18 protein-coding genes and 1 pseudogene are annotated in these 25,632 nt (G+C 68.1%); 10 read left to right on the top strand and 9 right to left on the bottom strand.

The window, feature by feature from the left end:
- The first annotated feature begins 188 nt into the window (after positions 1-188).
- On the top strand, positions 189-656 hold the full coding sequence (locus tag RND78_RS15150; RefSeq protein WP_312729903.1) for a substrate-binding domain-containing protein: 468 nt from the start codon (positions 189-191) through the stop codon (positions 654-656).
- A 214-nt stretch (positions 657-870) separates the two neighbouring features.
- Here RND78_RS15150 and RND78_RS15145 read toward each other — a convergent pair whose 3' ends face one another.
- Positions 871-2,766 carry a sigma-54-dependent Fis family transcriptional regulator gene (locus RND78_RS15145; protein ID WP_312729902.1) on the bottom strand — a complete coding sequence of 632 codons (1,896 nt, stop codon included), beginning with the start codon at positions 2,764-2,766 and terminating at the stop codon, positions 871-873.
- A gap of 365 nt (positions 2,767-3,131) precedes the next feature.
- Between RND78_RS15145 and RND78_RS15140 the strand changes: the two genes are divergently transcribed.
- From RND78_RS15140 to RND78_RS15120, 5 genes are read left to right on the top strand one after another with little or no spacing between them, the layout of a single operon-like run.
- Positions 3,132-4,181: an NAD(+)/NADH kinase gene (locus tag RND78_RS15140; RefSeq protein ID WP_312729901.1), complete on the top strand. Its 1,050-nt coding sequence runs from the start codon at positions 3,132-3,134 to the stop codon at positions 4,179-4,181.
- Between the two features lies 1 nt (position 4,182).
- Complete coding sequence (locus tag RND78_RS15135; RefSeq protein ID WP_312729900.1) at positions 4,183-5,160, top strand: thiamine pyrophosphate-dependent dehydrogenase E1 component subunit alpha; 978 nt, start codon at positions 4,183-4,185, stop codon at positions 5,158-5,160.
- A 25-nt stretch (positions 5,161-5,185) separates the two neighbouring features.
- Complete coding sequence (locus RND78_RS15130; RefSeq protein WP_059229698.1) at positions 5,186-6,205, top strand: alpha-ketoacid dehydrogenase subunit beta; 1,020 nt, start codon at positions 5,186-5,188, stop codon at positions 6,203-6,205.
- On the top strand, positions 6,202-7,323 hold the full coding sequence (locus RND78_RS15125) for an acetoin dehydrogenase dihydrolipoyllysine-residue acetyltransferase subunit (protein WP_312729898.1): 1,122 nt from the start codon (positions 6,202-6,204) through the stop codon (positions 7,321-7,323). The genes RND78_RS15130 and RND78_RS15125 overlap by 4 nt, the downstream gene beginning before the upstream one ends.
- Positions 7,324-7,335: 12 nt before the next feature.
- Positions 7,336-8,400 carry a 2,3-butanediol dehydrogenase gene (locus RND78_RS15120; protein WP_312729897.1) on the top strand — a complete coding sequence of 355 codons (1,065 nt, stop codon included), beginning with the start codon at positions 7,336-7,338 and terminating at the stop codon, positions 8,398-8,400.
- Between the two features lie 47 nt (positions 8,401-8,447).
- Here RND78_RS15120 and RND78_RS15115 read toward each other — a convergent pair whose 3' ends face one another.
- From RND78_RS15115 to RND78_RS15105, 3 genes are all read right to left on the bottom strand, one after another.
- Positions 8,448-9,026 carry a glutathione S-transferase family protein gene (locus tag RND78_RS15115; RefSeq protein WP_312729894.1) on the bottom strand — a complete coding sequence of 193 codons (579 nt, stop codon included), beginning with the start codon at positions 9,024-9,026 and terminating at the stop codon, positions 8,448-8,450.
- A gap of 63 nt (positions 9,027-9,089) precedes the next feature.
- Positions 9,090-10,052: a methyltransferase gene (locus RND78_RS15110; RefSeq protein WP_312730210.1), complete on the bottom strand. Its 963-nt coding sequence runs from the start codon at positions 10,050-10,052 to the stop codon at positions 9,090-9,092.
- A 69-nt stretch (positions 10,053-10,121) separates the two neighbouring features.
- The gene (locus tag RND78_RS15105; RefSeq protein ID WP_312729892.1) at positions 10,122-11,594 is read right to left on the bottom strand and encodes an iron-containing redox enzyme family protein; all 1,473 of its coding nucleotides are present in this window, start codon (positions 11,592-11,594) and stop codon (positions 10,122-10,124) included.
- 228 nt (positions 11,595-11,822) lie between these two features.
- On the opposite strand from RND78_RS15105, the gene RND78_RS15100 reads away from it, so the two are divergent.
- Positions 11,823-12,743 (top strand): GGDEF domain-containing protein, encoded by a 921-nt coding sequence (locus tag RND78_RS15100; protein ID WP_312729891.1) that lies wholly within the window; start codon positions 11,823-11,825, stop codon positions 12,741-12,743.
- 98 nt (positions 12,744-12,841) lie between these two features.
- Here RND78_RS15100 and RND78_RS15095 read toward each other — a convergent pair.
- Positions 12,842-13,105, bottom strand: a pseudogene (locus tag RND78_RS15095) (methyl-accepting chemotaxis protein); the annotation flags it as partial.
- 231 nt (positions 13,106-13,336) lie between these two features.
- Between RND78_RS15095 and RND78_RS15090 the strand changes: the two are divergent.
- A complete protein-coding gene (locus tag RND78_RS15090; protein WP_312729890.1) occupies positions 13,337-16,438 on the top strand; it encodes an ATP-binding protein in 3,102 nt (1,033 codons plus the stop codon).
- A gap of 18 nt (positions 16,439-16,456) precedes the next feature.
- Here RND78_RS15090 and RND78_RS15085 read toward each other — a convergent pair whose 3' ends face one another.
- Complete coding sequence (locus RND78_RS15085; RefSeq protein ID WP_312729889.1) at positions 16,457-17,797, bottom strand: APC family permease; 1,341 nt, start codon at positions 17,795-17,797, stop codon at positions 16,457-16,459.
- 384 nt (positions 17,798-18,181) lie between these two features.
- Between RND78_RS15085 and RND78_RS15080 the strand changes: the two genes are divergently transcribed.
- Positions 18,182-21,103 carry a PAS domain S-box protein gene (locus RND78_RS15080; RefSeq protein ID WP_312729888.1) on the top strand — a complete coding sequence of 974 codons (2,922 nt, stop codon included), beginning with the start codon at positions 18,182-18,184 and terminating at the stop codon, positions 21,101-21,103.
- 9 nt (positions 21,104-21,112) lie between these two features.
- On the opposite strand, the gene RND78_RS15075 is transcribed toward RND78_RS15080, so the two are convergent.
- Both RND78_RS15075 and RND78_RS15070 read right to left on the bottom strand, forming a co-directional pair.
- Entirely contained in the window at positions 21,113-22,045 is a 933-nt protein-coding gene (locus tag RND78_RS15075) for a transporter (protein ID WP_312729887.1), read from the bottom strand.
- A 93-nt stretch (positions 22,046-22,138) separates the two neighbouring features.
- A complete protein-coding gene (locus RND78_RS15070; protein WP_312729885.1) occupies positions 22,139-23,131 on the bottom strand; it encodes a helix-turn-helix transcriptional regulator in 993 nt (330 codons plus the stop codon).
- Positions 23,132-23,399: 268 nt separating this feature from the next.
- Here RND78_RS15070 and RND78_RS15065 point away from each other — a divergent pair, with 268 nt between their 5' ends.
- Positions 23,400-24,365: an alpha/beta hydrolase gene (locus RND78_RS15065; protein ID WP_312729882.1), complete on the top strand. Its 966-nt coding sequence runs from the start codon at positions 23,400-23,402 to the stop codon at positions 24,363-24,365.
- A gap of 15 nt (positions 24,366-24,380) precedes the next feature.
- Here the strand turns inward: RND78_RS15065 and RND78_RS15060 are convergent, their stop codons facing one another.
- Complete coding sequence (locus tag RND78_RS15060; protein WP_409457054.1) at positions 24,381-25,550, bottom strand: D-alanyl-D-alanine carboxypeptidase family protein; 1,170 nt, start codon at positions 25,548-25,550, stop codon at positions 24,381-24,383.
- Positions 25,551-25,632 lie beyond the last annotated feature (82 nt).

Raw genomic sequence — 25,632 nt, 5'->3', positions numbered from 1 at the left:
CACCTCGATTTCAGGCTAGCCGGCTCGCTCGAGAACGCAAGACCGCTCCCGGGCGTTGCGCTCGCGTACGGACCAAGACGGACTCCTGGTCGGGCGCGAGAGGACGGTACGGGATACTGTCACGAAGCTGCCATCAGCCTCCGGCACGCTGGATCTCTTGACCGCTCACGCCGTGGCAGAGGCTGCCGATGGATTCCCGCCCACTCGTCCACCTGTTCAGCGCCCTCGCCCCCTCGAACCAAACCCTGGGTCCGAGCGCCGAAGCCATTCGCGCTCTGGCGGCCCGGGGACGCGGCCAGCGCATCGCGCGGACCACCCGGCAGCTCCTGGCGCTCGGTCACCGCCGCATCATGCTGGTGTCGGGGCCGGAACGGGATGCCCTGCTGACGAATGCCGACCTGTACGGGCACTGCCAGGTGATGCTGGCGGAGGGACTGCCGCTGTTGCCGCGCCTGGAGCTCGAGGCAGCAATCGAGCCGGTGTGGCCGGAGCTGGCGACCCTGCTGGACGAGGTGGCGCCAACCGCGCTGCTGTGCAGCCGCGACGCCCTCGTCGCTGGCCTCGAAGCCGCCGTGCGACGCCATGCAGGGCTCGCCGGACTGGTCATCGTGGGGCCCGGAAGCGGTGCGGCAGGATTGGTAACCTCGCGGCATTGATACCGGAGCCGGCTCAGCCATCCGTTAGAGCCTGTTCAAAGTCTGGCGAGCTAGCGACAAGCGAGGCCCAGGCCGCCCCGCGAAAACGGCAGAGGAAGCGGACCGGGTTCGCGAACGAGCTTACAAATGGTAATGAGCAGTGCGACGGAGCCGCCCAGGCCGGGCTGGCGACCCAGGCCGTTTTCAACGACGTTTGGTCGACGCGCAGCAGACGTTAAGCAGGCTCTTGGTCCCCGGGCTGTCGATGCGGCATGACGATGCCATGCAGCTTGAGGCGCCGATAGAGGGTCGCCCGTGAGATGCCGAGCGCCCGGGCAGCGGGAATGGCCTTCCAGCGATGCCGGACCAGGGCGGCGAGAATCGCCCGCCGCTCGAGACTGTCGACCGCGGGTGGCGGCTCGGTAGCCAGAGCGGCAGTGGGTTTCAGACTGGCCGGCAGGTGATCGAGGGTGATGAGGGCGTCGTCGCACAGGGCGCAGGCGTAACGCAGCGCGTTGCGCAACTCGCGCACGTTGCCTGGCCAGTCATGGGCGAGGATGGCCTCCTGCGCCTGGGGCGCCAGCTCTGGCGCAGGACGCTCGCCGCTTTCCTCTTCAAGCAGCCGCCGCGCCAGCGCCAGGCGGTCGGCACGCTCGCGCAATGGTGGCAGCTGGAAGACGGCGCCATTGAGGCGATAGAGCAGGTCTTCGCGAAACAACCCGGCGGCGACTCTTTCCGCCAGATCCCGGTGGGTGGCGCAGACCAGCCGCACGTCCACCCGCCGCGGCTGGGCGCTACCCACCGGCAGCACCTCACCCTCGGCCAGCACCCGCAGCAGGCGGGTCTGCAACAACAGGGGCATGTCACCGATCTCATCGAGGAACAGGGTGCCGCCGTCGGCCGCCACGATCAGGCCCTCGCGACCCTGGCGCTGGGCGCCGGTAAAGGCGCCGGGGGCATGACCGAACAACTCGCTCTCGATCAGGCTTTCCGGCAGCGCCGCGCAATTGAGGGCGACGAAGGGTTTTGCTGAACGATCGCCCCCCTGGTGCAGGGCGCGGGCGAAGACCTCCTTGCCGGTGCCGGTCTCGCCGGTGACCAGGATCGGCAGGCCGTGGCGATGGAGACGCTGGGCAGTCGCCAGGGCCTGGGTCACCCTCGGCTCCTGCTCGGGCTCGACGTCGACCGGGGCCCGGACCAGGGAGATGACCGTCGCCACCCGCCGCCGCGGCGCCCGCACCCGGGCGTGGAGGTGCGCCTCGCCCAGGCGCAGGGGTTCAGGATCGTCTTCGCGCAGTCGCGCCACGGTATCGCGGCCGAACAACTCGTCGAGCCGCTGCGGCAGGTAGCCGAGCTGCTCGAGGCAGAGTCGCCGCGCCGGGCGATTGAAGCCGGTCAGGCGGCCGCTGGCGTCCCAGGCCAGCAGCCACTCCGGCTGGGTCTCCAGGTAGCTGGCCTGGGCGTGACCGCAGAGGACCCAGTCGCCCTGGACGCTGTGCATGAAATAGGCATTCTCGATGCGCTGGGCGCTGTCGCGGGTGAATTGCTGGATCAGCAGCTGGCTGCGACGGTCGTCCGGCGAGCGCGGCGCCGAGACGTCCAGCACCCCGAGCAACTCGCCATTCGGCGCGAACACCGGCGCGGCGGTACAGGTGAGGCCGGTGAAGGCGGCGCGGAAGTGATCGGCCTTGTGCACCGTGACCGGTACCCGGTCGGTCAGCACCGCGGCCACCCCGCAGGTGCCCTCCTCCCGTTCCGACCAGCAGGTGCCCAGGTAGAGCCCGGCGCGCCGGCACTCTTCGCCGAGGCGATCGCTCACCCGGTAGTCCAGGGTCTGGCCCTGGGCATCGGCCAGCAGCACGCAATAGTCGGCCGCCTCGACTCGCGCATGCAGGGCGCCCAGTTCGCCATCGGCGACGCGCAGGAAGTCTTCCGCCGCCTGCTGATGCTGGCGCAGTTCGTAGCACGAGAGGATGCGCGGACCCTGCAGGCAGCCCGGATCGAGGTGGTGCTGCTCGAAGGAGCGGCGCCAGGATTCGAGGATGCGGCCGGGCGGGCCGGGGTTGCGCAGCGGAGCGCGCAGGGCCTGGTCGATGGCACGGGCGTGGTGATGCGCCTGGGCAGACAGCATGGGTGTCTCTCCCTGAGGTCCGGTCATGGCGTGGAAGGCCGGTCATTGTTCTGTCGTCCATTTAGCGCCCCTGGGGCGCCGCCTTCAAGTCCGCCGCGCCTTGAGACGAATCGTCTCAAGGTCTCAGCGTCCCGCTGCAGTCCTGAGACGCCCCGGCTCGGCCAACCGCGCCGAGCACCACTGCCCTCCTCCCCGATAATCCGCGCCATTACTGGGCTACAGGCACTTCCAGCCAACCTGGCACCGGCCTTGCTCAGGGCTTTGCGACGCTCCCATGACAACGACAAGAGGGCCAGCCCCATGAGCGCAATCCGGCATAGCGGCCCGGTCCCGGCGACCGGCGGCCAGGCCCTGAGGGGTCAGCCATGCCCATAACCGTCGGCATCCTGCCCAACCCGGCGTCGGGCCGTGACCTGCGCCGCCTGACCGGCAACGCCGCCCTCACCTCCAGCACCGACAAGGCCGGGGTGGTGATGCGTCTGCTGGCGGCCTTTGGCGCCACCGGCGTGGAGCGGGTGCTGCTGCCGCCGGACATGACCGGCATCGCCGCCGCGGTGCTCAAGGCCAGTGGCAGTCGCCAGGCGCGCGAGCAGCATTGGCCGGAACTCACCTTTCTCGACCTGCCGCTGACCCAGACGGTGGACGACACCCGTCGCGCGGCGCGGGCGCTGCTGGCCCAGGGCGCGGCGGTGATCGCCGTGCTCGGCGGCGACGGCACCCACAAGGCGGTGGCCGCCGAGGTGGGCGACCTGCCGCTGCTGACCCTGTCCACCGGCACCAACAACGCTTTTCCCGAATTGCGCGAGGCCACCAGTGCGGGGCTGGCCGGTGGCCTGGTGGCCAGCGGCAAGGTCGATCCGGCCCTGGCGCTACGGCGCAACAAACGGCTGCAGGTGGAAGTGCCCGAGCGCGGCATTCGTGACTGGGCGCTGGTGGACGTGGCGGTCTGTCGACAGGCCTATCTTGGCGCCCGGGCGGTGACCCGGGTGGAGGACCTGGCCGAGGTCTTCACCACCTTCGCCGAGCCCTGGGCCATCGGCCTCTCGGCCCTCTGCGGTCTCTGGCACCCCGTCGCGCGCAGCGCTGCCCATGGCGGCTGGGTGCGGCTGGAGCCGGAGGCCCCGGCGCAACTGACCGTCCCCCTCGCCCCCGGTGTGCTGGCCCAGGCGGGGATCGCCGCCAGCGGTCTGCTGCTGCCGGGCGAGCCGCGCACCCTGGCGCTGGCCGCCGGCACCCTGGCGCTGGACGGCGAGCGGGAAATCGAATTCGGCCCCGAGGCGCGTCCCCAGGTGACGCTGGACCTCGACGGCCCCCTGAGCATCGACGTGGAGCGGGTACTGGAGCTGGCGGCGCAGCAGCGCCTGCTGGTCCGCCGCCGGCCCGCGTCGGCCCTCGGCAATCCTGGAGAACAATAAGATGAGCGAGACCGTAAGCGTTGAAAACCTGAGCCATGCCTACCGGGTGATGCGCACCATCCGCGTCTTCGAAGAGCGGCTGCACGTGGAATTCGCCACCGGCGAGATTCCCGGCTTCGTCCACCTCTATGCCGGCGAGGAAGCCTCGGCTGCCGGTGTCATGGCGCACCTGGGCCATGAGGACAGCATCGCCTCCACCCACCGCGGCCACGGCCACTGCATCGCCAAGGGCGTGGACGTCTACGGCATGATGGCCGAGATCTACGGCAAGAAGACCGGGGTCTGCCAGGGCAAGGGCGGCTCCATGCACATCGCCGACCTGGAAAAGGGCATGCTCGGGGCCAACGGCATCGTTGGCGCCGGAGCGCCCCTGGCAGTCGGCGCCGCCCTGGCAGCCAAGCTCAAGGGCAGCGACGCTGTGGCCGTGGCCTTCTTCGGCGACGGCGGCTCCAACGAGGGCGCGGTGTTCGAGGCCATGAATCTGGCCTCGGTGTGGAATCTGCCGTGCATCTTCGTCGCCGAGAACAACGGCTACGCCGAGGCCACCGCTTCGAACTGGTCGGTGGCCTGCGACCACATCGCCGATCGCGCCGCCGGCTTCGGCATGCCTGGGGTGACGGTGGACGGCTTCGACTTCTTCGCCGTCCATGAAGCCGCCGCGGCCGCCGTGGCCCGCGCCCGGGCCGGCGAAGGCCCCTCGCTGATCGAGGTGAAGTTCACCCGCTACTTCGGCCACTTCGAAGGCGACGCCCAGACCTATCGCGATCCCAACGAGGTCAAGCAGGCCCGCGAGCAGCGCGACTGCCTGCTGCAGTTCCGCGAGCGGGTGACGCGCGCCGGCCAGCTGCAACCCGCCCTGCTCGACAGTATCGACCAGGAGGTGGAGCAGCTCATCGAGGACGCCGTGCGCAAGGCCAAGGCCGATCCCAAGCCTGGCCCGGAAGACCTGCTCACCGACGTCTACGTCACCTACGCCTGATCAGAGAACAACAAGGAGCGCCACCATGGCCAGAAAGATCAGCTACCAGCAAGCCATCAACGAAGCCCTGGAACAGGAGATGCGCCGCGATCCCACCGTCTTCCTCATGGGCGAAGACAACGCCGGCGGTGCCGGCGCGCCTGGCGAGCAGGACGCCTGGGGCGGCGTACTCGGGGTCACCAAGGGCCTCTACCACAAGTTTCCCGGGCGGGTGCTGGACACCCCGCTGTCGGAGCTCGGCTACGTCGGCGCCGCGGTAGGCGCCGCCGCCCGCGGCACCCGCCCGGTGTGCGAACTGATGTTCGTCGACTTCGCCGGCTGCTGCCTGGACCAGATCCTCAACCAGGCGGCCAAATTCCGCTACATGTTCGGCGGCAAGGCGGTCACCCCGCTGGTCTTGCGCACCATGGTCGGCGCGGGCCTCCGCGCCGCCGCCCAGCATTCGCAGATGCTCACCTCCTGGTGGACCCATATCCCCGGCCTCAAGGTGGTCTGCCCGGCCACGCCCTATGACGCCAAGGGCCTGCTGATCCAGGCCATCCGCGACAATGACCCGGTGATCTTCTGCGAGCACAAGCTGCTCTACGGGATGCAGGGCGAGGTGCCCGAGGAGTCCTATGCCATTCCCTTCGGCGAGGCCAGCTTCCTGCGTGAAGGCGACGACGTCAGCCTCATCACCTATGGCCGCATGGTGCACCTGGCCATGGAGGCCGCCAGCAACCTGGCGCGCCAGGGGGTCTCCTGCGAGGTGCTGGACCTGCGCACCACCAGCCCGCTGGATAGAGACAGCATCCTGGAAAGCGTCGAGAAGACCGGCCGCGCGGTGGTCATCGACGAAGCCAATCCGCGCTGCTCGGTGGCCACCGACATCGCCGCCCTGCTTGCCGAGCACGCCTTCGACGACCTGCGCGCCCCGGTGCAGTTGGTCACCGCGCCGCACACCCCGGTGCCCTTCTCCGATGCCCTGGAAGACCTCTATATCCCCGACGCGGCCAAGATCGAGCGCGCCGTGCTGAAGATCACCCAGGGGAGGCAGGCCGCATGAGCCAGATCCATACCCTGACCATGCCCAAGTGGGGCCTGTCCATGAGCGAGGGCCGGGTCAACGTCTGGCTCAAGGCCGAGGGCGACCCCATCGCCAAGGGCGATGAGGTGCTCGACGTCGAGACCGACAAGATCAGCAGCAGCGTCGAGGCGCCCTTCTCCGGCACCCTGCGCCGCTGCCTGGCCCGCGAGGACGAGACCCTTGCGGTAGGCGCCCTGCTGGCCATCGTGGTGGAAGGCGACGCCAGCGATGCCGAGATCGATGCCGTGATCGCGCGCTTCCAGGAAGACTTCGTACCCGGTGGCGAAGACGCTGCGGATACAGGCCCCCAGGCCCAACGGGTGGAGATCGACGGACGTCCGCTGCGCTATCTGGAGCGCGGCGAAGGCGGCCTGCCCCTGGTACTGATCCACGGTTTTTCCGGCGATCTGGACAACTGGCTGTTCAACCACGAGGCCCTGGCCGCCGAGCGCCGGGTGATCGCCCTGGACTTGCCAGGTCACGGTCAGTCCGGCAAGCGCCTGGCCACCGGCAACCTTGCCGAGTTGGGTGCTGCGGTATTAGCTCTCCTCGATCACCTGGACATCCCCCGCGCCGTGCTGGTCGGTCACTCCATGGGCGGCGCCGTGGCCCTGCACCTGACACAGACCGCGCCGCAGCGGGTCGCCGGCCTGGTGCTGATCGGCAGCGCCGGACTGGGATCGGAGATCAATGGCAGCTACCTGGAAGGCTTCGTCGCCGCCACCAGCCGCAACCAGCTCAAGGGGCCGGTCAGCCTGCTCTTCAGCGATCCCGGCCTGGTCACCCGGCCACTGCTGGAAGACCTGCTCAAGTACAAGCGCCTGGAAGGCGTGGACCAGGCGCTCAATCAGTTGGCTGGCAACCTCTTCCCCAACGGCCAGCAAGCCCAGGTGCTGCGCCAGGTACTCGGTGGCGATCCGCCCACCCTGGTGATCTGGGGCAAGGTCGACGCCATCATTCCGGTCCAGCATGCCGAAGGTCTACCCGCGGCCGTCCAGGTCGAGATCCTGGAAGGCCAGGGCCATATGGTGCAGATGGAGGCCGCCGACCGGGTCAACGCCCTGATCCAGGCCTTTCTGCCCCGCTGCGAACGCTAGAGGAGTCGAATCATGAAAGCTGCTCGTTTCCATGCCGCCCGCGATATCCGGGTGGAAGACATCCCGTCGCCCGGCGAGCCGGGCCCTACCCAGGTGTTGGTGAAAAACCAGTTCTGCGGCATCTGCGGTACCGATCTGCACGAGTATGTCGGCGGCCCCATCTTCATCCCCACCGAACCGCACCCCTATACCGGCGGTAAGGTGCCGCAGATCCTCGGCCACGAGTATTCCGGGGTGGTAGAGGCAGTGGGCAGCCAGGTGACCTCGGTCAAGCCCGGCGACCGGGTGTCCATCCAGCCCATGGTCTCGCCGCGGGACGACTACTACGGCCGCCGCGGCCAGTACCAGCTCAGCGAACAACTGGCCATCATCGGCCTGTCCCATCCCTGGGGCGGCATGGCCGAGTATTCCCTGGTGGAGGACTACAACGCCGTGCCCATGCCGGACGATCTCAGCACCGCACACGCGGCGCTGATCGAACCCACCGCGGTCGCCGTCTATGCCGTCCACCGCGGCGGGGTGAAACCCGGCGACAGCGTGCTGGTGGCCGGTGCCGGACCCATCGGCCAGTTACAGATCCTGGCCGCCCGTGCCGCGGGCGCTACCCGGATCTTCCTGGTCGATCTCAACGACAACCGCCTGGAAATGGCCCAGCGCCTGGTGGACGGCCTCATCACCCTCAATCCCGGCAGCACCGACATACTGCGCGAGGTGCGCGCCCACACCGCCGGGGGTGTCGGCGTGGACGTGGCCTTCGAGTGCGTCGGCGCCGAGGCGCCCTTGGGGCTATGCCTGGAGGCAGTGCGCCGCCAGGGCGTGGTGGTGCAGGTGGGGATGCAGGGCAAGCCGCCGGCGCTGGATGGCTTCACCCTGACCTACAAGGACGTCGACCTGCGCGGCTCCTGGGCCTACTCCACCCTGATGTGGCCCCAGGTGGCGGCCCTTATCGCCAGCGGCCAGTTACCGGCGGAGAAGATCGTCACCCGGCATATCGCCCTGGACGACGTGGTTGAACAGGGCTTCGAGGCGCTGCTGGACAAGGCCGGGACCCAGCTGAAGATCCTGATCGAGCTCTAGGGTTTTACCACGCGGTCGGCGGGGGCCGCCGCGTGGGCTTTTACGCCTTACTGGAAGCTCGTCGCGGCGAAGCTGGGACGTGCCAGGAGCCGCTGGTGAAAGGCCACCAGCCGCGCACGAGCGGACCAGTCGATCTCCGGCAGGCGGAAGCTCAGGTAGTCGAGCCCGACAGCCACTAGGTAATGGCCAAAATCGAGGTCTTCGGCGTCCAGCGCGGCAGTTTCTTCCAGGCGCGCCAACAACCGGTCGATGGCCGCCAGGCGCCGCGCGCCGAGAACCGTCTCATCCTGCGCCGCACCGCCATGCTTGCGGGCGATGACGGTGCCGAAGGCAGCGTCGATCAGGCCCTGGCCCAGGCCGGCCAGTTGCAGCCGCTCCGCCGTTAGCGGGCTGCCGCCCGCCAACTGATGCAGATGGACACAGATCAGCAGGGTTTCGCTGAGCGCGGTACCCTCGTCGGTGATCAGTACCGGCACCTTGTTGGCCGGATTGGCCGCCAGCAACTGCGCATCCTCGTTCCAGGGATCGCTCCGCAGGAGCTCCAGGCGCTCGCCGAAGCCGGCTTCGAGGGCGGTGACGCGCGCGGCGCGGGCGTAGGGCGAGGTCTGGTTCAGCAGCAATTGCATATCAGGCTCCTGGGCACTGGCGAGGATGAGGTCCGCCCGCCAGTGTAGCCGCTCCCACGCCTCTCAAGCCGGTCGAGTCACCGTCAGCACGACCGCGGCGATCCGGTCGGTATGGGCGTAGACGCCCGCCTCCAGTTCTTCGCCGAAGACATCCGGATCCAGTTCGCGATAGCGCCAGGCGACCTCACTGCCAACCAGACGTGCGCGCACTTCTTCCAGAAAGGGATCGCGCCCCTCGACCATGGCGACGCCGGTATAGAGCAGCAGGGTGCCGCCCGGCGCCAGGCGCTGCAGCGCGGTATCCAGGATCGCCAGCGATAGCCCCGCGCCCAGCGGGCCGCCGCCATGGCGATAGGCACGTTCACCCGGATCGACCAGGTAGGGCGGATTGGACAGGATGAAATCGAAGTCACCGTCCACGTCCTTGAGCAGGTTGCTGTAGCACGCCTTCAGATTGTCGACACCGGCCAGCTCGGCATTGACCCGGGTCAATGTCAGGGCGCGCTCGTTGATGTCCACCGCCAAGACCTCGGCATCAGGCCGCGCCAGGGCCACCAGGACGGCGCCGGGACCGGCCCCGCTGCCGATGTCCACCGCCCGGCGGATGGCGCCGGTGTCATGGCGCAGTTGGGCTTCCAGGGCATTGGCATAGCGATAGGTGTCGGGGCCGAAGAACACCGCATCGGCGTCCTCGGTGGGATAGGCGGAATGCACGAACAGTTGGTCACCCAGACTGGATACCCGCACCCGGCTGCGCCAGCCACCCGGTACGGCGGTCAGCAGTTCAGCGGCAACGAGCGCCTCGATGAGGGCTTTCGGCAGCAGATCACCGGAAAACGGCCGACTCCAGCCGAAGATTCCTTGCAGGTCCTGCGCCCAGGCATTGCCGGGACGAGCGTTGACCCGGGCATGGGATGCTGGAGTCGGGGTGATGAAGTGATAGTCCGCCACGCGCAGCGTTTCGATCAGTAGCTTCAGCGCCGCCGCGGGATCGGGGGTGGCAGCGGTGACTGCGGAATGTTCCATGGCCGTCACGGGTAGATCCTTGAGTGACAATCAAAACGAAACAGGACCCTCGCAGGTCCTGGTAGAGAATCAGCCGAGCAGGTCGACGAACAACCGCGTCGCCAGCAGGCCGGTGCGGCTGTGATGGCGCGCCGGCGACAGCTGCTCGACCAGCAGCGCCATGGCGGCTGCGCGACTGGGTTGGCTCGCCAGCCGCCGCTCCAGCGCGGCCTCTTCGCGATCGAAGTCGCTCGCCTGGGCCTGGTTCGCATTGGCGGCCATGCCCTGCCCCGCTTCCAGCGCCGGGTACAGGCGTTCCTGCTGGCGCTGCCGGGCGCGAAAACTAACCTCACGGCGCGGCAGCACGGCCACCCGCTCACTGGCGGCCTGCTGGCGGGCGCCGTTATGCACGAAATCGCCAGCGATCCAGTCGTGAATCAGTTGCTGCTCATAGACGGTGAAGACCCCGAACATCTCGGCGCGCTCGCCCTGGATCAGCCGCCAGAAGCGACTGTTGGCCGGGTCCTCGTGGCGCTTGATCCAGCCCTGCTCCTGCATCACCGCGAGGAAGTCGGGAATCTGCGCGGGATCGCATAGCCAATCGCTGACGCTACGGCCACCGATGCGGCAATAGTCCGAATGCACGTAACGGCCGACGTTGCTTTTTTCCGCCAGGACCTCGATCACCTCCTGCTCCAGGTCGAAACTGCCGATCACCGAGGTGGTGCTGGCGCCCAGCTCGTTGAGCAGATAGCCCTGCACCACGCGGCGATAGAAGGCGGTGCGGCCTTCGGCGGGCAAGGCATCGTGCACGCTCTGCAAGGCTTTGCGCGCATGACCGGTGCCGGCGTTATCGACAGTCACGTGCAGGGTGAAGTAATAGGGATCGATGCCCAGTTCGTTGAGTTCATAGGCGGTGATCAGCAGGTGCAGCGGCAGCTGCTCGTAGCCGAGGTTGAAGCCGATCACCTCGGGCAGGCAGTGCTCGGCGTTGTAGGCCAGCGCCAGCTGGATGGCACCCTGCACGTAGTGGTCGTCGCCCAGGCGCGACAGGTCTTCGCAGCCATGGGTGGCCAGCAGCTTGCGATAGAGCACCACGTGGTTCTTGTCCGGCTGCCCATCGCCCAGCTCTTCCAGATAGATCTGGATGGCCGCGCGATAGCGCAGGTCGTCCCAGTGGTCCAGGGTGCCATAGAGCCAGGCACCGTCCACCAGCTTGGTGGGCGCTACGCCCCTCAGGAAATGCAGCGCATGGGCCTTGCTGCCGAAGTAGCGGCGCGGCGCCCCGGCCTTGCGGGCGGCCAGGTAGTCGCGGTACTGGGCGCCGACCCGAGCGGTGTTTTCCAGCATCCAGGCTTCGAGGCCCTGGGGATCGTCCGGCAGGTCGGCGCTGAGGGCACTCACCGCCTGCAACTGGTCGTCGAGGTAGTGCAGCGCCCGCTCCCGGGCACTGGCGGAGGGACGCTCTGCCAGCAGCTCCTGGTAGAGCGATCGGGCGGGCGCGAAAGCGACCGGGCTGGACCCGGTGTGCTGGCCGGTGGGGGCTCTTGTAATGGTCTGCATAAGGGGTACATCTGGCAGCTGATGATCCCAGGATTCGGCCTAGCGCAGCGGCCTTGGTTCCGGTCCGCGCGGCGCTCGATCACCACCGTCTCGCTTGCCGGCGTCAAAGGCGAAGGCCTGGCCGCCATGCCATTCGTCGGCAAGCCGCTAAAGATGGCCAGGCCGGGTCCTCAGCTCCAGTCGCCGCAGGCCGATAACCTGCCATACGTACGACTTCAGGCCCCATCCATGTCCCCCGTCGAAACTGACGTTGATCTTCGTGCCCTGCTCGATTCGATCCAGGAATTCATCATCGCCAAGGACGGCAAGGGGCGTTGGCTGTTCGTCAATCGCATCGTCCTCGAGGCCTACGCCATGGTCGGCTTCGACTACCTCGGGATCACCGATGCCGAGTTGGTCGAGCGCTTTCCGGACCTGGCCGACGCCTTCCGCTACAACATCCAGACCGACGAGCTGGCCTGGAGCAATGGTAAGCCGACGCTCATCGAGAAGTCCTTCATGGGGCCGGATGCACGCATCAATACCTGGGAGGTGGTCAAGACGCCGCATTTCGACGCCCACGGCGAGCGCCGGCTGCTGACCATCGTCAGTCGCAACGTCACCGAACGCAAATTGGCCGAGACGGCCCTGCAGGAAAGCGAACGGCGCTTCAGGTCGCTGGCCTATCTGGATGCCCTGACCGGTGTCGCCAATCGCCGCAGCATCCTCGACCAGATCGCCCGTTATCTGGCCAGCAGCGCCAGTGCCCAGCCCTGCGCCCTCTGCTACCTGGACCTCGATCGCTTCAAGGCCATCAACGACGAATTAGGCCATGAGTTCGGCGATCTCCTGCTGGTGGCCTTCGTGGCACGGGTGAAGGCCTGCCTGCGCGAGCAAGACCTGTTCGGCCGCATCGGTGGTGACGAATTCATCGTGTTCCTCGGCGACACCTCGCCCGCTGCCGCCCTGACCCTCGCCGAACGCCTTTGCCTCGCGCTGCAGGAGCCCTGGCAACTGCAAGGCATGACCCTGCAGACCACCTCGTCCATTGGCATCGCCCACTGCCTCGATGGCCATCTCAATGTCCATGAGCTGATCCGGCGGGCAGATACCGCCCTGTACCAGGCCAAGCGCGCAGGACGGGCCCAGGTCGTCGCGGCAGAGCTCTAACGCCGCGCCGTCGGTCACGGGTAACGAAGATCCACACCAAAAGGCCCTACCCGCGGCTAACGCGGGCAGGGCCTTGCGAGTAGCAGGATCGGGGTCGATCAGACCGAGAAGCGCGCCGTTAGGCGATTCATGTCCACCGCCAGGCGCGCGACCTCGTGGGCGGCCACCGAGGCCTGGTGCGCACCGGCGGAGGCCTGGATCGACAGGTCGCGGATGCTCACCAGGTTGAAATCCACCGAACGGGCGACCTGCGCCTGCTCTTCCGAAGCCGTGGCGATGAGGAAATTGCGCTCGTTGATCTCGGTGATCGAGCGGGCGATCTCCGTCAGCGCCGAACCGGCTTCGCTGGCGAGCTTCAGGGTACGCATGGAGCAACCCAGGGCAGAACAGGCGTGTTCGGTTCCTTTCTTCGGCGGTCTGGATGCCTGCTGAACCTACCGTTAATAGCCGATGAACGGCCGCCTCCTTTACAGCCCTAACCTAGAGCGGGCGCGGGCTCCACGGGAATCCCCCTCCCGCGAAGGCAACGTTTTTTCGACAAGACCCCCTTTATGCTTTAGCTAGAATGCCAACTTTCCGCCACTGAGGCCGACATGCCGCCGTCGACCAGTCCCCCTGCCCGCCTGACTCCTCTTCGCAACCGCCTGCTGGCGATCGCCTTCGCCGGGATCGTCCCCCTGGCCCTGGTGGCCGGACTAGGCTTCGTGCTGCTGGTGCAACACCAGCAGCACGAAGCCGAACAACGGGCGCTGGAATCCAGCCGCCAGGCGGCCACCACCATCGAAAGCGAATTGCGCCGCGCCGTGACCATCCTGCAGGCGCTCGCCCAGTCCCCGTTGCTGCTGGCCGGCAATCTGGACGACTTCGCCACCCTGGTCGGGCGAGTGCTACCGCTGGTACCGGGTTGGCACACGGTCTTGCTCGCCACCCCCGACGGGCAGATCGTGCGGCGGATCTCCACGCAAGGCCAAGCACCGGGAGGTCCCCTGGCCGAACCGGCGAGCTTCGCCGAGGTGATCGCCCAGCGCCGGCCGGTGGTCGGGCAACTGGCCAAGGGTCCTACGGGGCTGCTGGCCTTTCCGGTGCGGGTACCGGTACTGCACTATGGCCAGGTGGGCTTCGTGCTCACCGCCGTGATGACACCGGACAGCATCCGCGCGGCGCGCCTGACCCGCACCCTGCCCGAGCACTGGGTCGGCTCGGTGTTCGACCGTAACGGCCTGCGGATCGCCCGCACCGCGCTGCATGCGGAAACCCTCGGCCAACCAGCCCTGCCGGGGCTGGCGAAGATCCTGGCGCAACCCGGCGAGGAAGGCATCGGCGTGGCCCGGACCCGTGAAGGCCGGGACGTCTACACGGCCTTCGTGCGCCTGCCCGAATCCGGCTGGACGGTAACCACCGGCATACCCACCACCGAGGTCTCGGCGGCAGCCACCCGTTCCTTCGCGCTCTATGGCGGCGGCTTGCTGCTCTCGGTCGTCTTCGCCTGGGTGGTCACCCTGGTGCTGGCGCGGCGCATCAGCCGTCCGGTCCAGGCACTGCAGGAGGCGGCACTGGCGCTCGGCCAGCGGCGAACGCCGGTCCTGCCGGACAGCGATGTCCTGGAGATCCAGCAGGTGGGCCAGGCGCTGCTGACCGCCGCCGACGCGCGCCGCCTGACCGAAGAACAGCGCGACGACTACTTGCGGGAACTGCAGCAGAGCCAGGAGGAGCTGAAACTCCAGGTGGCCGATCTGGAGATCCTGCAGCGGCTGAACCATCGGCTGCTGCAACTCCCGTCGCTGCCGCAACAGCTGCAGGAGATCCTGGGGGTGCTGTGTCGCTTCCACCAGACGCCCTTCGGCTGCGTGTCGCTGCTGGACGACGACCAACGGCCACAGCTGTATTTCGCCGCCGGTTTTTCCGCCCAGACCCGGGCGCGACTGGCCGCCCTGATGCCCGCGGAAAGCGCCTGCGACACCGCCATCCGTACCCAGCGCCGGGTCGTGGTTCGCGATCTCGAGACCACGCCGGATTTCGCCGCGCTGGCCGCCATCGGTCGCGACGAAGGCTTCGCCGCCCTGCATGCCGTGCCCCTGCACAGCGCCCTGCACGGCACCCTCGGCGCTTTGACGATTCAGTTGCCGGAGCCGCGCGAACCCACTGCGCGAGAGCAACGCCTGGCCGATCTCTGCGCCTCGAAGGCCGTCCTGGTGATCGACCGCGCCCGCATCCAGGAGGCGGCGCTGCGCTCGCAGCGGCGCCTGCGCGTGGCCCTGGAAAGTTCGCTGGTGTGCTTTGGCATCGCCGTGCCCGAGGTCGAGGACACCTTCGCCTGGGACTATCTCAACCCCATCGGCACCCTCACGCTGGGCCTCGCGGCAGACGTCACGCCCGCTGCCACGGTGACGCTGGACTGGGCCGGCCCCCGTATCCTCCAGCTCTGCCAGGAGCGCAGCGGTAGCGAAGCCACCTGGTCGACGGAATTGCAGGGCCCGGACGCCACCGGCACCAGCCGCTGGCTACAGGTCAACGCGACGCCCTTCGATGGCAACGTGGCCGTCTGGTTCCTGGACATCAGCGAGCGCAAGCGCCAGGAAGAGCTGTTGCGCGACACCGATCGCCAAAAGGACGAATTCCTCGCCGTCCTGGCCCACGAACTGCGCAATCCCCTGGCGCCCATTCGCCATGCGGCGGCCCTGATCGCCGCGCCAACGGCTTCGTCGGAACAGCAGCAGCGCAGTTGCCAGACCATCGAGCGGCAGGTGGAGCGCATGGGCGCCTTACTCAACGACCTGCTGGACATCTCCCGTATCACCTTTGGCCGGATCACCCTGCACAACGCCTTCATCACCTTGCAGTCCATCCTCGCCTCGGCCACCGATGCCGCCCAGGCCTCGATGCAGGAGAAGGACCAGGCCTTCGAGCTGCACCTGCCCACCACGCCGGTCTGGCTGTATGCCGACGCCCTGCGCCTGGAGCAAGTCTTCCTCAACCTGTTGGGCAATGCCGCCCGCTATACACCAAGGGGCGGCCGGATCACCCTGAACGTCCGGCAGGTGGACGAAGAGGTACGGGTGGAGATCGCCGATAACGGCATCGGCATCGCCCCCGAGCGCCTGGACGCCCTGTTCCAGATGTTCGGCCAGATCGACCCGCGCCAGGCGGAACGCTCGGCGGGACTGGGCATCGGCCTGGCCCTCTCCCGCGAGCTGGCGCGACTACAGGGCGGTGATATCCACGCCGAAAGCGCCGGGCTCGGCCTGGGTAGCCGCTTCACCGTGACCCTGCCGATCACCGTCGCGCCGCCGCCCCTGCCCGAGGAGCCCGAACCGCCCGCGGCGATAGCGCCAGCGGCGGCCAAGCGCCGCATCCTGGTCGCGGACGATAACCAGGACATCGCCGATATCATCGCCGAACTGCTGGAACTGGATGGTCATCAGGTCAGGGTCGCCTATGACGGCCAACAAGCCCTGGACGCCTTCCATAGCTATCGCCCCGACATCGTCATCTCCGATATCGGCATGCCGGGCCTGACCGGTCATCAACTGGCGCGAGCGATCCGCGAGACCCCCGCGGGCCGGACGATCACGCTGATCGCCATGACCGGCTGGGGCCAGACACGGGACCAGGCCGAAGCCCTGGCGGCCGGTTTCGATCATCACCTGACCAAGCCTGCCGACATGCAGGCCCTGTATGCGCTGGTCGCCTCCTGAGCGGCCAGCGCCAGGGCCTCACGCCGCGGCCGAGCGCGCGCCGGCCAGCCGGGTCAAGCCGTAGAGCACGCCGCCCACCAGCAACATCAGCCCGGCTCTTAACCAGGTGGCGGCCCCCTGCTGGGCGATCAGCAGCGCGCAGGAACCCAGGGCCAGCAGCGGGAAGATCCAGGGCACCCGGAAGTGCGGGTGCGCCACCCGCTCACGCTTGAGTACCAGCACCGCCAGGTTGGTACTGACGAACACCACCAGCAGGAGCAGCACCACGGTTTCGGCCAGCACGTCCAGGGTACTGGTGAAGGTCAGGGCGATGGCCACGGCGGTGGTGGCGAGGATGGCCACCCCAGGCGTGCGGCGGCGGGGCAGTACCCGGCCGAACAGACCGGGCAAAAGACCCTGGCGCGCCATGCCATAGGCCAGGCGGCTGGCCATGATCAGGGTCAGCAGGGTGCCGTTGGCCACCGCGATCAAGGCGATGACGGCGAACACCCGGGTCGGCACGCCCAGGCCCGAGGCGCCCAGCACGTCCATCAGCGGCGCCCCGGAGGTCTTGAGCTGCGCCACCGGCAGCACCAGGGCCGCACCCGCCCCGACCAGCACATAGACCAGGCCGGCGATGAGCAAGGCGCCGAACAGCGCCCGCGGATAGACGCGGCTGACGTCGCGCACCTCCTCGGCCAGGTTGGCCGAGGTCTCGAACCCGACATAGGAATAGAAGGCCAGCAGCGCGGCGCTCAGGATGGCCACGCCGGCCGAGGGCGCATCGACCTCCAGCAGTCGCGCCGGATCGCCCTGGCCCTTGAGCACGAACCAGCCGGCCGCGACGATGATGATCACCAGGCCGGACAATTCGATCAAGGTCATCACCAGATTGACCGAGAGCGACTCCTTGATCCCACGGGCGTTGAGCAACCCCACCAGCAACAGGAAGCCCAGGCAGACCCAGCCGGGCGGCCAGGGCACCAGCGCCTGCAGATAGCCGCCGGCAAAGGCTACCGCCAGCCCCGCGGCGCTGGAGACCCCGGCGGCCAGCATCGAGAAGCCCACCAGGAAGGACAACCAGGGCCGGCCGAAGGCGCGTTCGGCAAACACCGCCGCGCCGCCCGCCTTGGGATACTTGGTCACCAACTCGGCATAGGAGGCGGCCGTGAGCAGGGCGAACAACAGGGCAATCAGCAGCGGCGCCCAGATGGCGCCACCCACGCGACCGGCGATGGTGCCGGCCAGGGCGTAGACCCCGGCGCCGAGCACATCGCCGAGGATGAAGAACAGCAGCATGGGCAGGGTGATGGTCCGTTTGAGCGCAGCCGATGCGGGTGCCTCGGCTGGGGCCGCTGAAGGGAAGGGTTCCATGGCCATGCGGGCAAGGCTCCTGAGCTGAGGCGACGAGGATAGGACGGGCTTGGCGACCGCCGCGTGCAACCGTAGAGGCCACCCGCCCCACCGGGTTCCAGGACGCGACCGTTCGTCCGCCAAGCTCCGGCAGCCGTGACGGCGGAGCGCGCCACCAACCGCGCGAGCCAAGTGACCAACCCCGCTCCGCTTGCCCCGCTCTACCCCGCCAATGTGCGCCAGACCGCGGTTTCGCTGAGGGTTGCGGCGCTAGCGGCTAGGCTTGATCCAAGCTTCACGCCGCTTGCCGATGAGCGGCAAGCGCTTCGCGCCGCCGCCGGCGCAGCCACACTCTGGCGTTTCTGCGGTCGAACGAGGTTACCAACGCCACCCCCGAGGAAATCCTGCGAGATGAGTGAGGTACCCCTGGCTGCGCTGACCCGCGAGGCCCTCGAGGCAGAAGTCCTGCGCCTGCGCGCCGCCGTGCAGGACCTGACGGTCCGCGCAGCGGCCGCTGACGCCTCGCCCAGCACCCGGGCCAAGGCGCGCAGCCGCGCCGTGCTGGAAAGCACCACCCAGTTCGCCATCGTGGTCAGCGACCGCCAGGGCCGCATCACCGACTGGAATCCGGGCGCCGAGCAGGTCACCGGCTGGAGCGCCCAGGACATGATCGGCCAGGATTCGTCGCGCCTGTTCACCCCCGAAGACAGTGCCAATAATCGCGGTGAGTACGAGATGGCCAAGGCGTTGCGGGACGGCAGCGCCCTGGACGAACGCTGGCATCTGCGCGAGGACGGCCAACGCTTCTGGGCCTCGGGCGAGATGATGTCCCTCATCGATGACGACGGCGAACCCCTGGGTTTCGTCAAGATCCTGCGCGACCGTACCGTCGAACACCTGGCCGGCCTGGCCCTGAAAGAAAGCCAGGAGCGCTATCGGCTGGTCGCCGAGGCCACCAACGACGCCATCTGGGACTGGGACTTCACCAACGGGCAGATCCTCTGGAACGAAGCCCTGACCGCCGCCTATGGCCATCCGCTGGAGACCGTGGAGCCCACGGGCGCCTGGTGGCTCGCGCAGATCCATCCGGACGACCGCCTGCGGATCGATAAATCCATCCACGCGGTGATCGATGGCGATGCGCGGGTCTGGACCGACGAGTACCGCTTCCGCCGCGCCGATGGCTCCTATGCCCTGGTGTTCGACCGCGGCCGGGTGATTCGCGATGCCTACGGCCGCCCCCTGCGCATGATCGGCGCCATGCTCGACATGAGCCAGCTGCAAACCGCCGAGACCGCCTTGCGCAAGAGCGAGGAGCGCTTTCGCGCCATCATCGAGACCATCGGTTCGGCCTTCGCCATTGTCCAGGTCAAGTTCGACGCCGACGACAAGCCCATCGACTACCGTTTCCTGGAAGCCAACCCGGCGTTCGAACGCCAGGCCGGGGTCAACCTGCGTGGCAAGTGGGTGACCGAATTCGCCCCGGACCTCGAACAATTCTGGTTCGACACCTATGGCCACGTGGCCAAGACCGGCGAGCCGGCGACCTTCGAGAACTATGCCAACACCTTCGAGCGCTGGTTCGACGTGCGTGCCGTGCGGGTGGGCGATCCGGAGGACCGCCAGATCGCCATCCTCTTCAGCGACGTGACCGAGCGCCGTAATGCCCAGGAGCGGCTGCGCGCCAGCGAAGCCCTGGCGCGGGAGAACATCGAGCGGGTACAACTCGCCCTTTCCGCCGGGGCCATCATCGGCACCTGGCACTGGGACCTGCCCACCGACAGCTTCACCGTCGACGAAGCCTTCGCCCGCTCCTTCGGTCTCGATCCGGCCCTGGGTCGCGATGGCCTGAGCCTGGCCCAGGTGGTGGCGACGGTACACCCGGATGATCAAGCCGGCCTCGCCGCCGCCATCGAGGCCGTGGTGGCGCGGGGTGGCCTCTACGCCCACCAGTACCGGGTACGCCGGGCCGACGGCCGCTACTATTGGATCGAGGCCAACGGCCGGGTCGACCACGCCGCCGACGGCACCCCGCTGCGCTTTCCCGGCGTCCTCATCGACGTCGAGGAACGACGCGCGGTAGAAGCCGAGCGTGACAAGGCGCTGGCCGATCTGCGCGCCCTCAACGAAGCCCTGGAGTCACGGGTGGCCGAGCGCACCAACGAACTGATGCAGGCCGAGGAAAAGCTGCGGCAGTCGCAAAAGATGGAAGCGGTCGGCCAGTTGACCGGCGGTCTCGCCCACGATTTCAACAATCTCCTGGCCGGCATTTCCGGCGCCTTGGAGTTGATGGAGACCCGCATCGCCCAGGGTCGCCTGCGCGATCTCGACCGCTACCTGGTAGCCGCCCAGGGCGCGGCCAAGCGTGCCGCCGCCCTCACCCACCGGCTGCTGGCCTTCTCTCGTCGCCAGACCCTGGCGCCGCGGCCGGTGGACGTCAACCAGTTGGTCGAGGGTCTCACCGAGCTGATCCAGCGCACCGTGGGCCCTGGCATCCAGGTGGACACCGTCGGCGCCACGGGGCTCTGGCCCGCGCTGGTGGACCCCAGTCAGCTGGAGAATTCGCTGCTCAACCTCTGCATCAATGCCCGCGACGCCATGCCCGCGGGCGGTCGCATCATCATAGAGACCGCCAATCGCTGGGTGGACCGCGAGACCGCCCGCGCCCTGGAGTTGCCGGAAGGCCAGTACCTGTCCCTGTGCGTGACGGATACCGGCGTGGGCATCCCGCCCGAGGTCGCGGCCCGGGTGTTCGAGCCCTTCTTCACCACCAAGCCCATCGGCCAGGGGACCGGCCTGGGGCTGTCGATGATCTATGGCTTCGCTCGCCAGTCCGGCGGCCAGGTACGGTTCCATTCCGAGGTCGGCCAGGGCACCACCCTGTGCATCTATCTGCCACGCTATCTCGGTAAGACAACGAGCGCGGAAGACCTGGCCACCCGCCTGGACCTGGCCGCTACCGCCCAGGGCGAAACGGTACTCGTCGTCGACGACGAACCGACAGTACGGATGCTGGTGGTGGATATCCTCGAAGACCTGGGCTACGCCGTCATCGAGGCGGCTGACAGCCTGACCGGCTTGACGATCCTGCAATCGGACGTTCACCTCGACCTGTTGATCACCGATGTCGGCCTGCCCGGTGGCATGAACGGCAGACAGATGGCCGATGCCGGCCGCCAGTCGCGTCCGGGCCTCAAGACTCTGTTCATCACCGGCTACGCGGAGAATGCCGCCATCGGCAACGGCCATCTGGACCCGGGCATGGAGGTCCTGACCAAGCCCTTCGCCGTGGACAGTTTCACCAGCCGCGTACGGGATCTGATGGGTAGTTAGCGCACCCGGTTAGAAACTGGCTCCGAAGCGCAGCGCCACGGTATAGCCCTCGGCCCGGTTGCGGGCATCGAATTCCTTGTAGGCGTGCAGCCAGATGGCCGGCAACCCGGAGCTGGGCCGGAAGAAGCTCAGCGCCGGCCCCAGCGCCACCACCCGGGCGCGATTGCCCCGGGTCAGGCCAGGGGCGTCGTCATCGCTGAGCTGGCGGTAGTAGTAGCCACCCAGGCCCAGGGTCCAGTCGCCGACGTGCTGACCCACGGCGAACTCATGGCGATACTCCACCCCGCTGCGATAGTCGGTGGCCGGATTGCGGGCATTGATGTCGACCTGGAAGCTGGACGACAGCTCCAGCCCGCTCGGGCTGATGTAGCTGGCATTGAGGATGGGCGAGACGGTCCAATGATGGGTGCCGGGACTGACCAGACGATCCTTGTCGTAGTCACCGGTGGGCGCCTGGATCGATAGCTGGGTGTTGATGCCCACCCCCGGTGCCGGGCGCCAGTCGAGGATCAGCGGAATCAGCTGGATATCCGCCGGGCGGAACAGTTCGGCGCTGTCACTGAACACCCGCTGGCCGCCAGCGTTGATGCCCAGGTCGGCGTCCATGCGAAAGAACACCGACACGGCACCGAAGCCGTAGCGCGCACCGAGTAGTTGCTGGTCGGTCATGCGCAGATAGGCCAGGCCGATGGCCAGGACGTTGATATTGAAGTCGTTGCCATCGTCGCGGCCGCGGCTGTCCTTGATCACCCGCGCCTGGTAGTCGCTGATGCGCATGCCCAGGGTGCCGAAGGGCGTCGACGGCGGCATGAAGCCGGCGCCGAAATCCTGCACCCCGGCGGCGGTGGTCGGCATACCCTTTTCGGTGGCTTGGGCAGTGGCGGCCAGGGCAGCCAGCGACAGGACGGCGGCGCGAGTCAGACTTCCGGGCGAGCGCGACATGGTAGAACTCCTTGGCTTTCGAGCGGGCGAGCGCGGCCTCACCAGGCGCGCTGGGCGCCCGGTCTTGGCGGGAGGGTCAGGGAGAGGCGGGGATCAGGCGGGTGCGGCCGCGACCTGTTGCGCGATCTGCGCCTTGCGATTGACGCCGAGCTTTTCGTAGATACGCCTCAGGTGGTGGCGCACCGTGGCCGGCGCCATCCCCAGGGTGCGGGCCACTTCCTTGTAGGTCTGGCCCAGGGCGAAACACTGGGCCACCTCCAGCTCGCGGGCGCTCAGGCGTTCCGCCGAACTGCGCCGGCGGGCCTTGAGCAGCTGGAGATCGCCCAGCGGCTGGGCCTCGAGTTGCAGGGTGCGACCCTGGTAGGTGTCCTGGGGCTCGCAGCCAGGCGGCAGGCGGTTGCCCTGCCAACCCTGCCATTCCGCGGCCAGCAAGGCGGCGAAACTGGGCTCCATGGACAGCAGCACCCCATAGCGATCGCCCACCGCCAGAGCCAGCTCGTCGAAGCAGCCCTGGCTATCCCGCAGCGTCGCTAGGGTGCGCAGGCAGCTCTCCCGCTCGGCGTGCAGCAGATGCGGCATCAGCCATTCGAGCAGTTGGCATTCCAGCGCGGTGAAGGGCGCGGCCCGGTCGTCGCGGAACAGTGTCAGGTGCACCCCCAGGCGGGTCTGGTCGTCGGTCAGCACGATGCGCAGGCCCTGGGCCAGCCCATGGCGGCGCCCAAGGGCGGCCAAGGCCGGTGAAGCCGTCTCGTCATGGCAATCGAACACCTGGCAGCGGCCCTGCACCTGGTGCAGGTCGCCCAGCTCGCGATCCTGGGTCTTGAGGGCGTCCCATTCCCGGGGATAGGCGGCGGGCAGACCCAGCAAGAAGGCGCTATGCGCCACCGGCACCCCGTCGCGCCAGGTGGAGTTGCCCCACCAGGCCTTGTCGAAGGCGACCAGGCGCTGCAGTTGCTCCAGGGCCTGGGCATGGAATTCGGTGATGGCCCCGCCGCGCAGACGGGACTGCAAGGCCAGGACGACCTGGCTGAAGCGTGCCACCACCTCGGCGGGCACACTGCTGGAACGGGTGGCTGACTGGGCCATGCTACCCCCTTTGTTTTGATTGTCTTGGGTAGGGTGCCGGCCCCCGAACGGGGCCTGGCTTGGGTCCGAGTCTACCGTACCGATGCCGCTCGGCTATCGTTCAGATGCAGGATAGGCAGGTTCTACAGGAGCAACGGCCGCGTGGTGCAGGAATCTCACGGTAAGCGCCATCGTTCATCTGATCGATAGACCGGCCAGGGGGCCTGCGGCGAGGCTGGCGGCGAACCGGCGTCCACGCGGGCGCCCAGAACACCTACGGAGAAGCCCCATGCCCGACGCCTTCGCGCGCCTCGATCCCCAGGTCGCCAGCCTGCTGACGCAGTTGGCCGCCCAGCCCCGACCGCCCATCGAAAGCCTCACGCCACAGCAGGCGCGCGCCGCCTATGTGCAGATGAATCGTGCCCTTGGCCTGCCGGCCGCTCCCGTGGCTCGTGTCCAGGAGCTGGCCGCGCCCGGTCCGCTGGGCCCCATCCCCCTGCGCCTGTATCGGCCCCAGGCCGTAGACGAGACGCCGACGCCGGTGGTGGTCTATCTGCACGGCGGCGGCTGGGTGATCGGCGACCTCGACAGCCACGATTCGCTCTGTCGTCAGATCGCCCTAGGCAGCGGCTGCGCGGTGCTCGCCGTGCACTATGCGCTGGCCCCCGAGCATCCGGCACCCGCCGGCCCCGCCGATGTGCTGGCCGCGCTGCATTGGCTGGCCGAGGCCGGCAGAGCCTTCAATCTCGATCTCGAGCGTGTCGCCGTGGCCGGCGACAGCGCCGGGGGTGGCCTGGCCGCCATGGCCGCGCTGCACCTGCGCGAAGGACCGCTCGCGCTCAAGGCCCAGGTGCTGATCTATCCCGGCGTCGACAACACCCCCACGGCCTGGGATCACCCCTCTCGCATCGAGAATGCCCAGGTGCCGCCGCTGACGCGTCCGCTGATGGACTACTTTTCCGGACTGTACCTCAAGGACGCGGATACCCTGGACCCGCGGGTATCGCCCCTCTATGCGCCCTCCCACGCCGATCTGCCGCCGGCGCTGATCTTTGGCGCCGCGTGCGATGCCCTGCGCGACGACGCCCGCCTCTACGCCCAGGCGCTGATCAAGGCCGGCAACACCGTGGAGTACCACGAGCTGCCGGGCATGATCCATGGTTTCATCGAGATGCTCGGGGTGCTACCGAGCGTGCGCTGGACCCTGGCGCGGATGAATGGCTTCTTGCGTGAGCACCTGGGGCGCGATGCCTGACCCCGGCAGCCAGGCTCAGAGACGCCCCAGCCAGTGCAGCACCAGTCGATACAGGTGCTGCGGCCAGCGCGCCCACCAACCACCCTGCTCGACCGCGGCCAGGGCCACCAGCGGCCGGGCTTCGAGTACCCGGTCGCCATCCACCAGCTCCAGGCGCCCCACCACGTCGCCTTGGGCGATGGGTGCCACCAGGGGCTCATCCAGCACCAGGCGTTGTTGCGGTTCGTGCTGGCCCTTGGGCCGGGTCAGCACCACGTCCTGGCTCACCCCTACCGGCAGGGTGGAGCGTTCGCCCTCCCACACCGTCGGGGTACCCAGGGCGACGCCGGCCTTGTCGAAGGTCTGGTTGTCGAAGAAGCGGAAGCCGTAGGTGAGCAATTTCTGCGTATCGGCGGCCCTGTTGTTCAGCGAGGTGGAACCGAACACCGCCGTGATCAGCCGGCGTCCGTCACGCTGCGCCGAGGTCACCATGCAATAGCCGGCCGCCTCGGTATGGCCGGTCTTGAGGCCGTCCACGGTGTGGTCGCGCCAGAGCAGCAGGTTGCGGTTCGGCTGGCGGATGCCGTTCCAGGTGAAGTACTTCTTGGCATAGAGCTCGTAGTAGGCCGACTCGTCCTGGATGATGGCACGAGCCAACAGCGCCATGTCGTAGGGCGAGGAGAAGTGCTCGGGATTGGGCAGCCCCGTGGGGTTCATGAAATGGCTGTCGCGCAGGCCGAGGCGCTGGGCGGTGGCGTTCATCAGGCTGGCGAAGCTCTCCTCGCTGCCAGCGATGTGCTCGGCCAGGGCCACGCTGGCGTCGTTGCCCGAATCGATGACGATGCCCTGCAGCAGGTCGTGGATCGAGACCTGGCTACGCGGGTCGAGGAACATCCGCGAACCTTCGGTACGCCAGGCGTGCTCGCTGACGGTGACCTGGTCATCCACCTTGAGCCGCCCGGCCTGGATGTCGCGGGTCGCCACATAGACGGTCATCAGCTTGGTCAGGCTGGCCGGTGGCAGATGCGCGTGGGAATCCTCCTCGGCGATCACCTGGCCGGTGGTGCCGTCCAGCAGCACCCAGGCCTTGGCCGAGAGCTGGGGTGGCGAGGGAATCAGGGCATCGGCGGTGGGCACAGCGTCCGCCTGGCCGAGCCAGGCGAGGCAGAGGGCAGCGAGACCCAGGCGGAGGAAGGGGTGTTTCACGGGTGGCGCATCCAGTTCAGCAGGAAGGCCCGCCACCCTAGGCAAGCCCGGCCCCGGACTCAAATGAAGAAAAATGAAGAAA

Source organism: Pseudomonas oryzihabitans (assembly GCF_032027545.1).
GTDB classification, from domain to species: Bacteria; Pseudomonadota; Gammaproteobacteria; order Pseudomonadales; family Pseudomonadaceae; genus Chryseomonas; species Chryseomonas oryzihabitans_F.
This window is presented reverse-complemented; position numbering and strand designations above follow the sequence as displayed.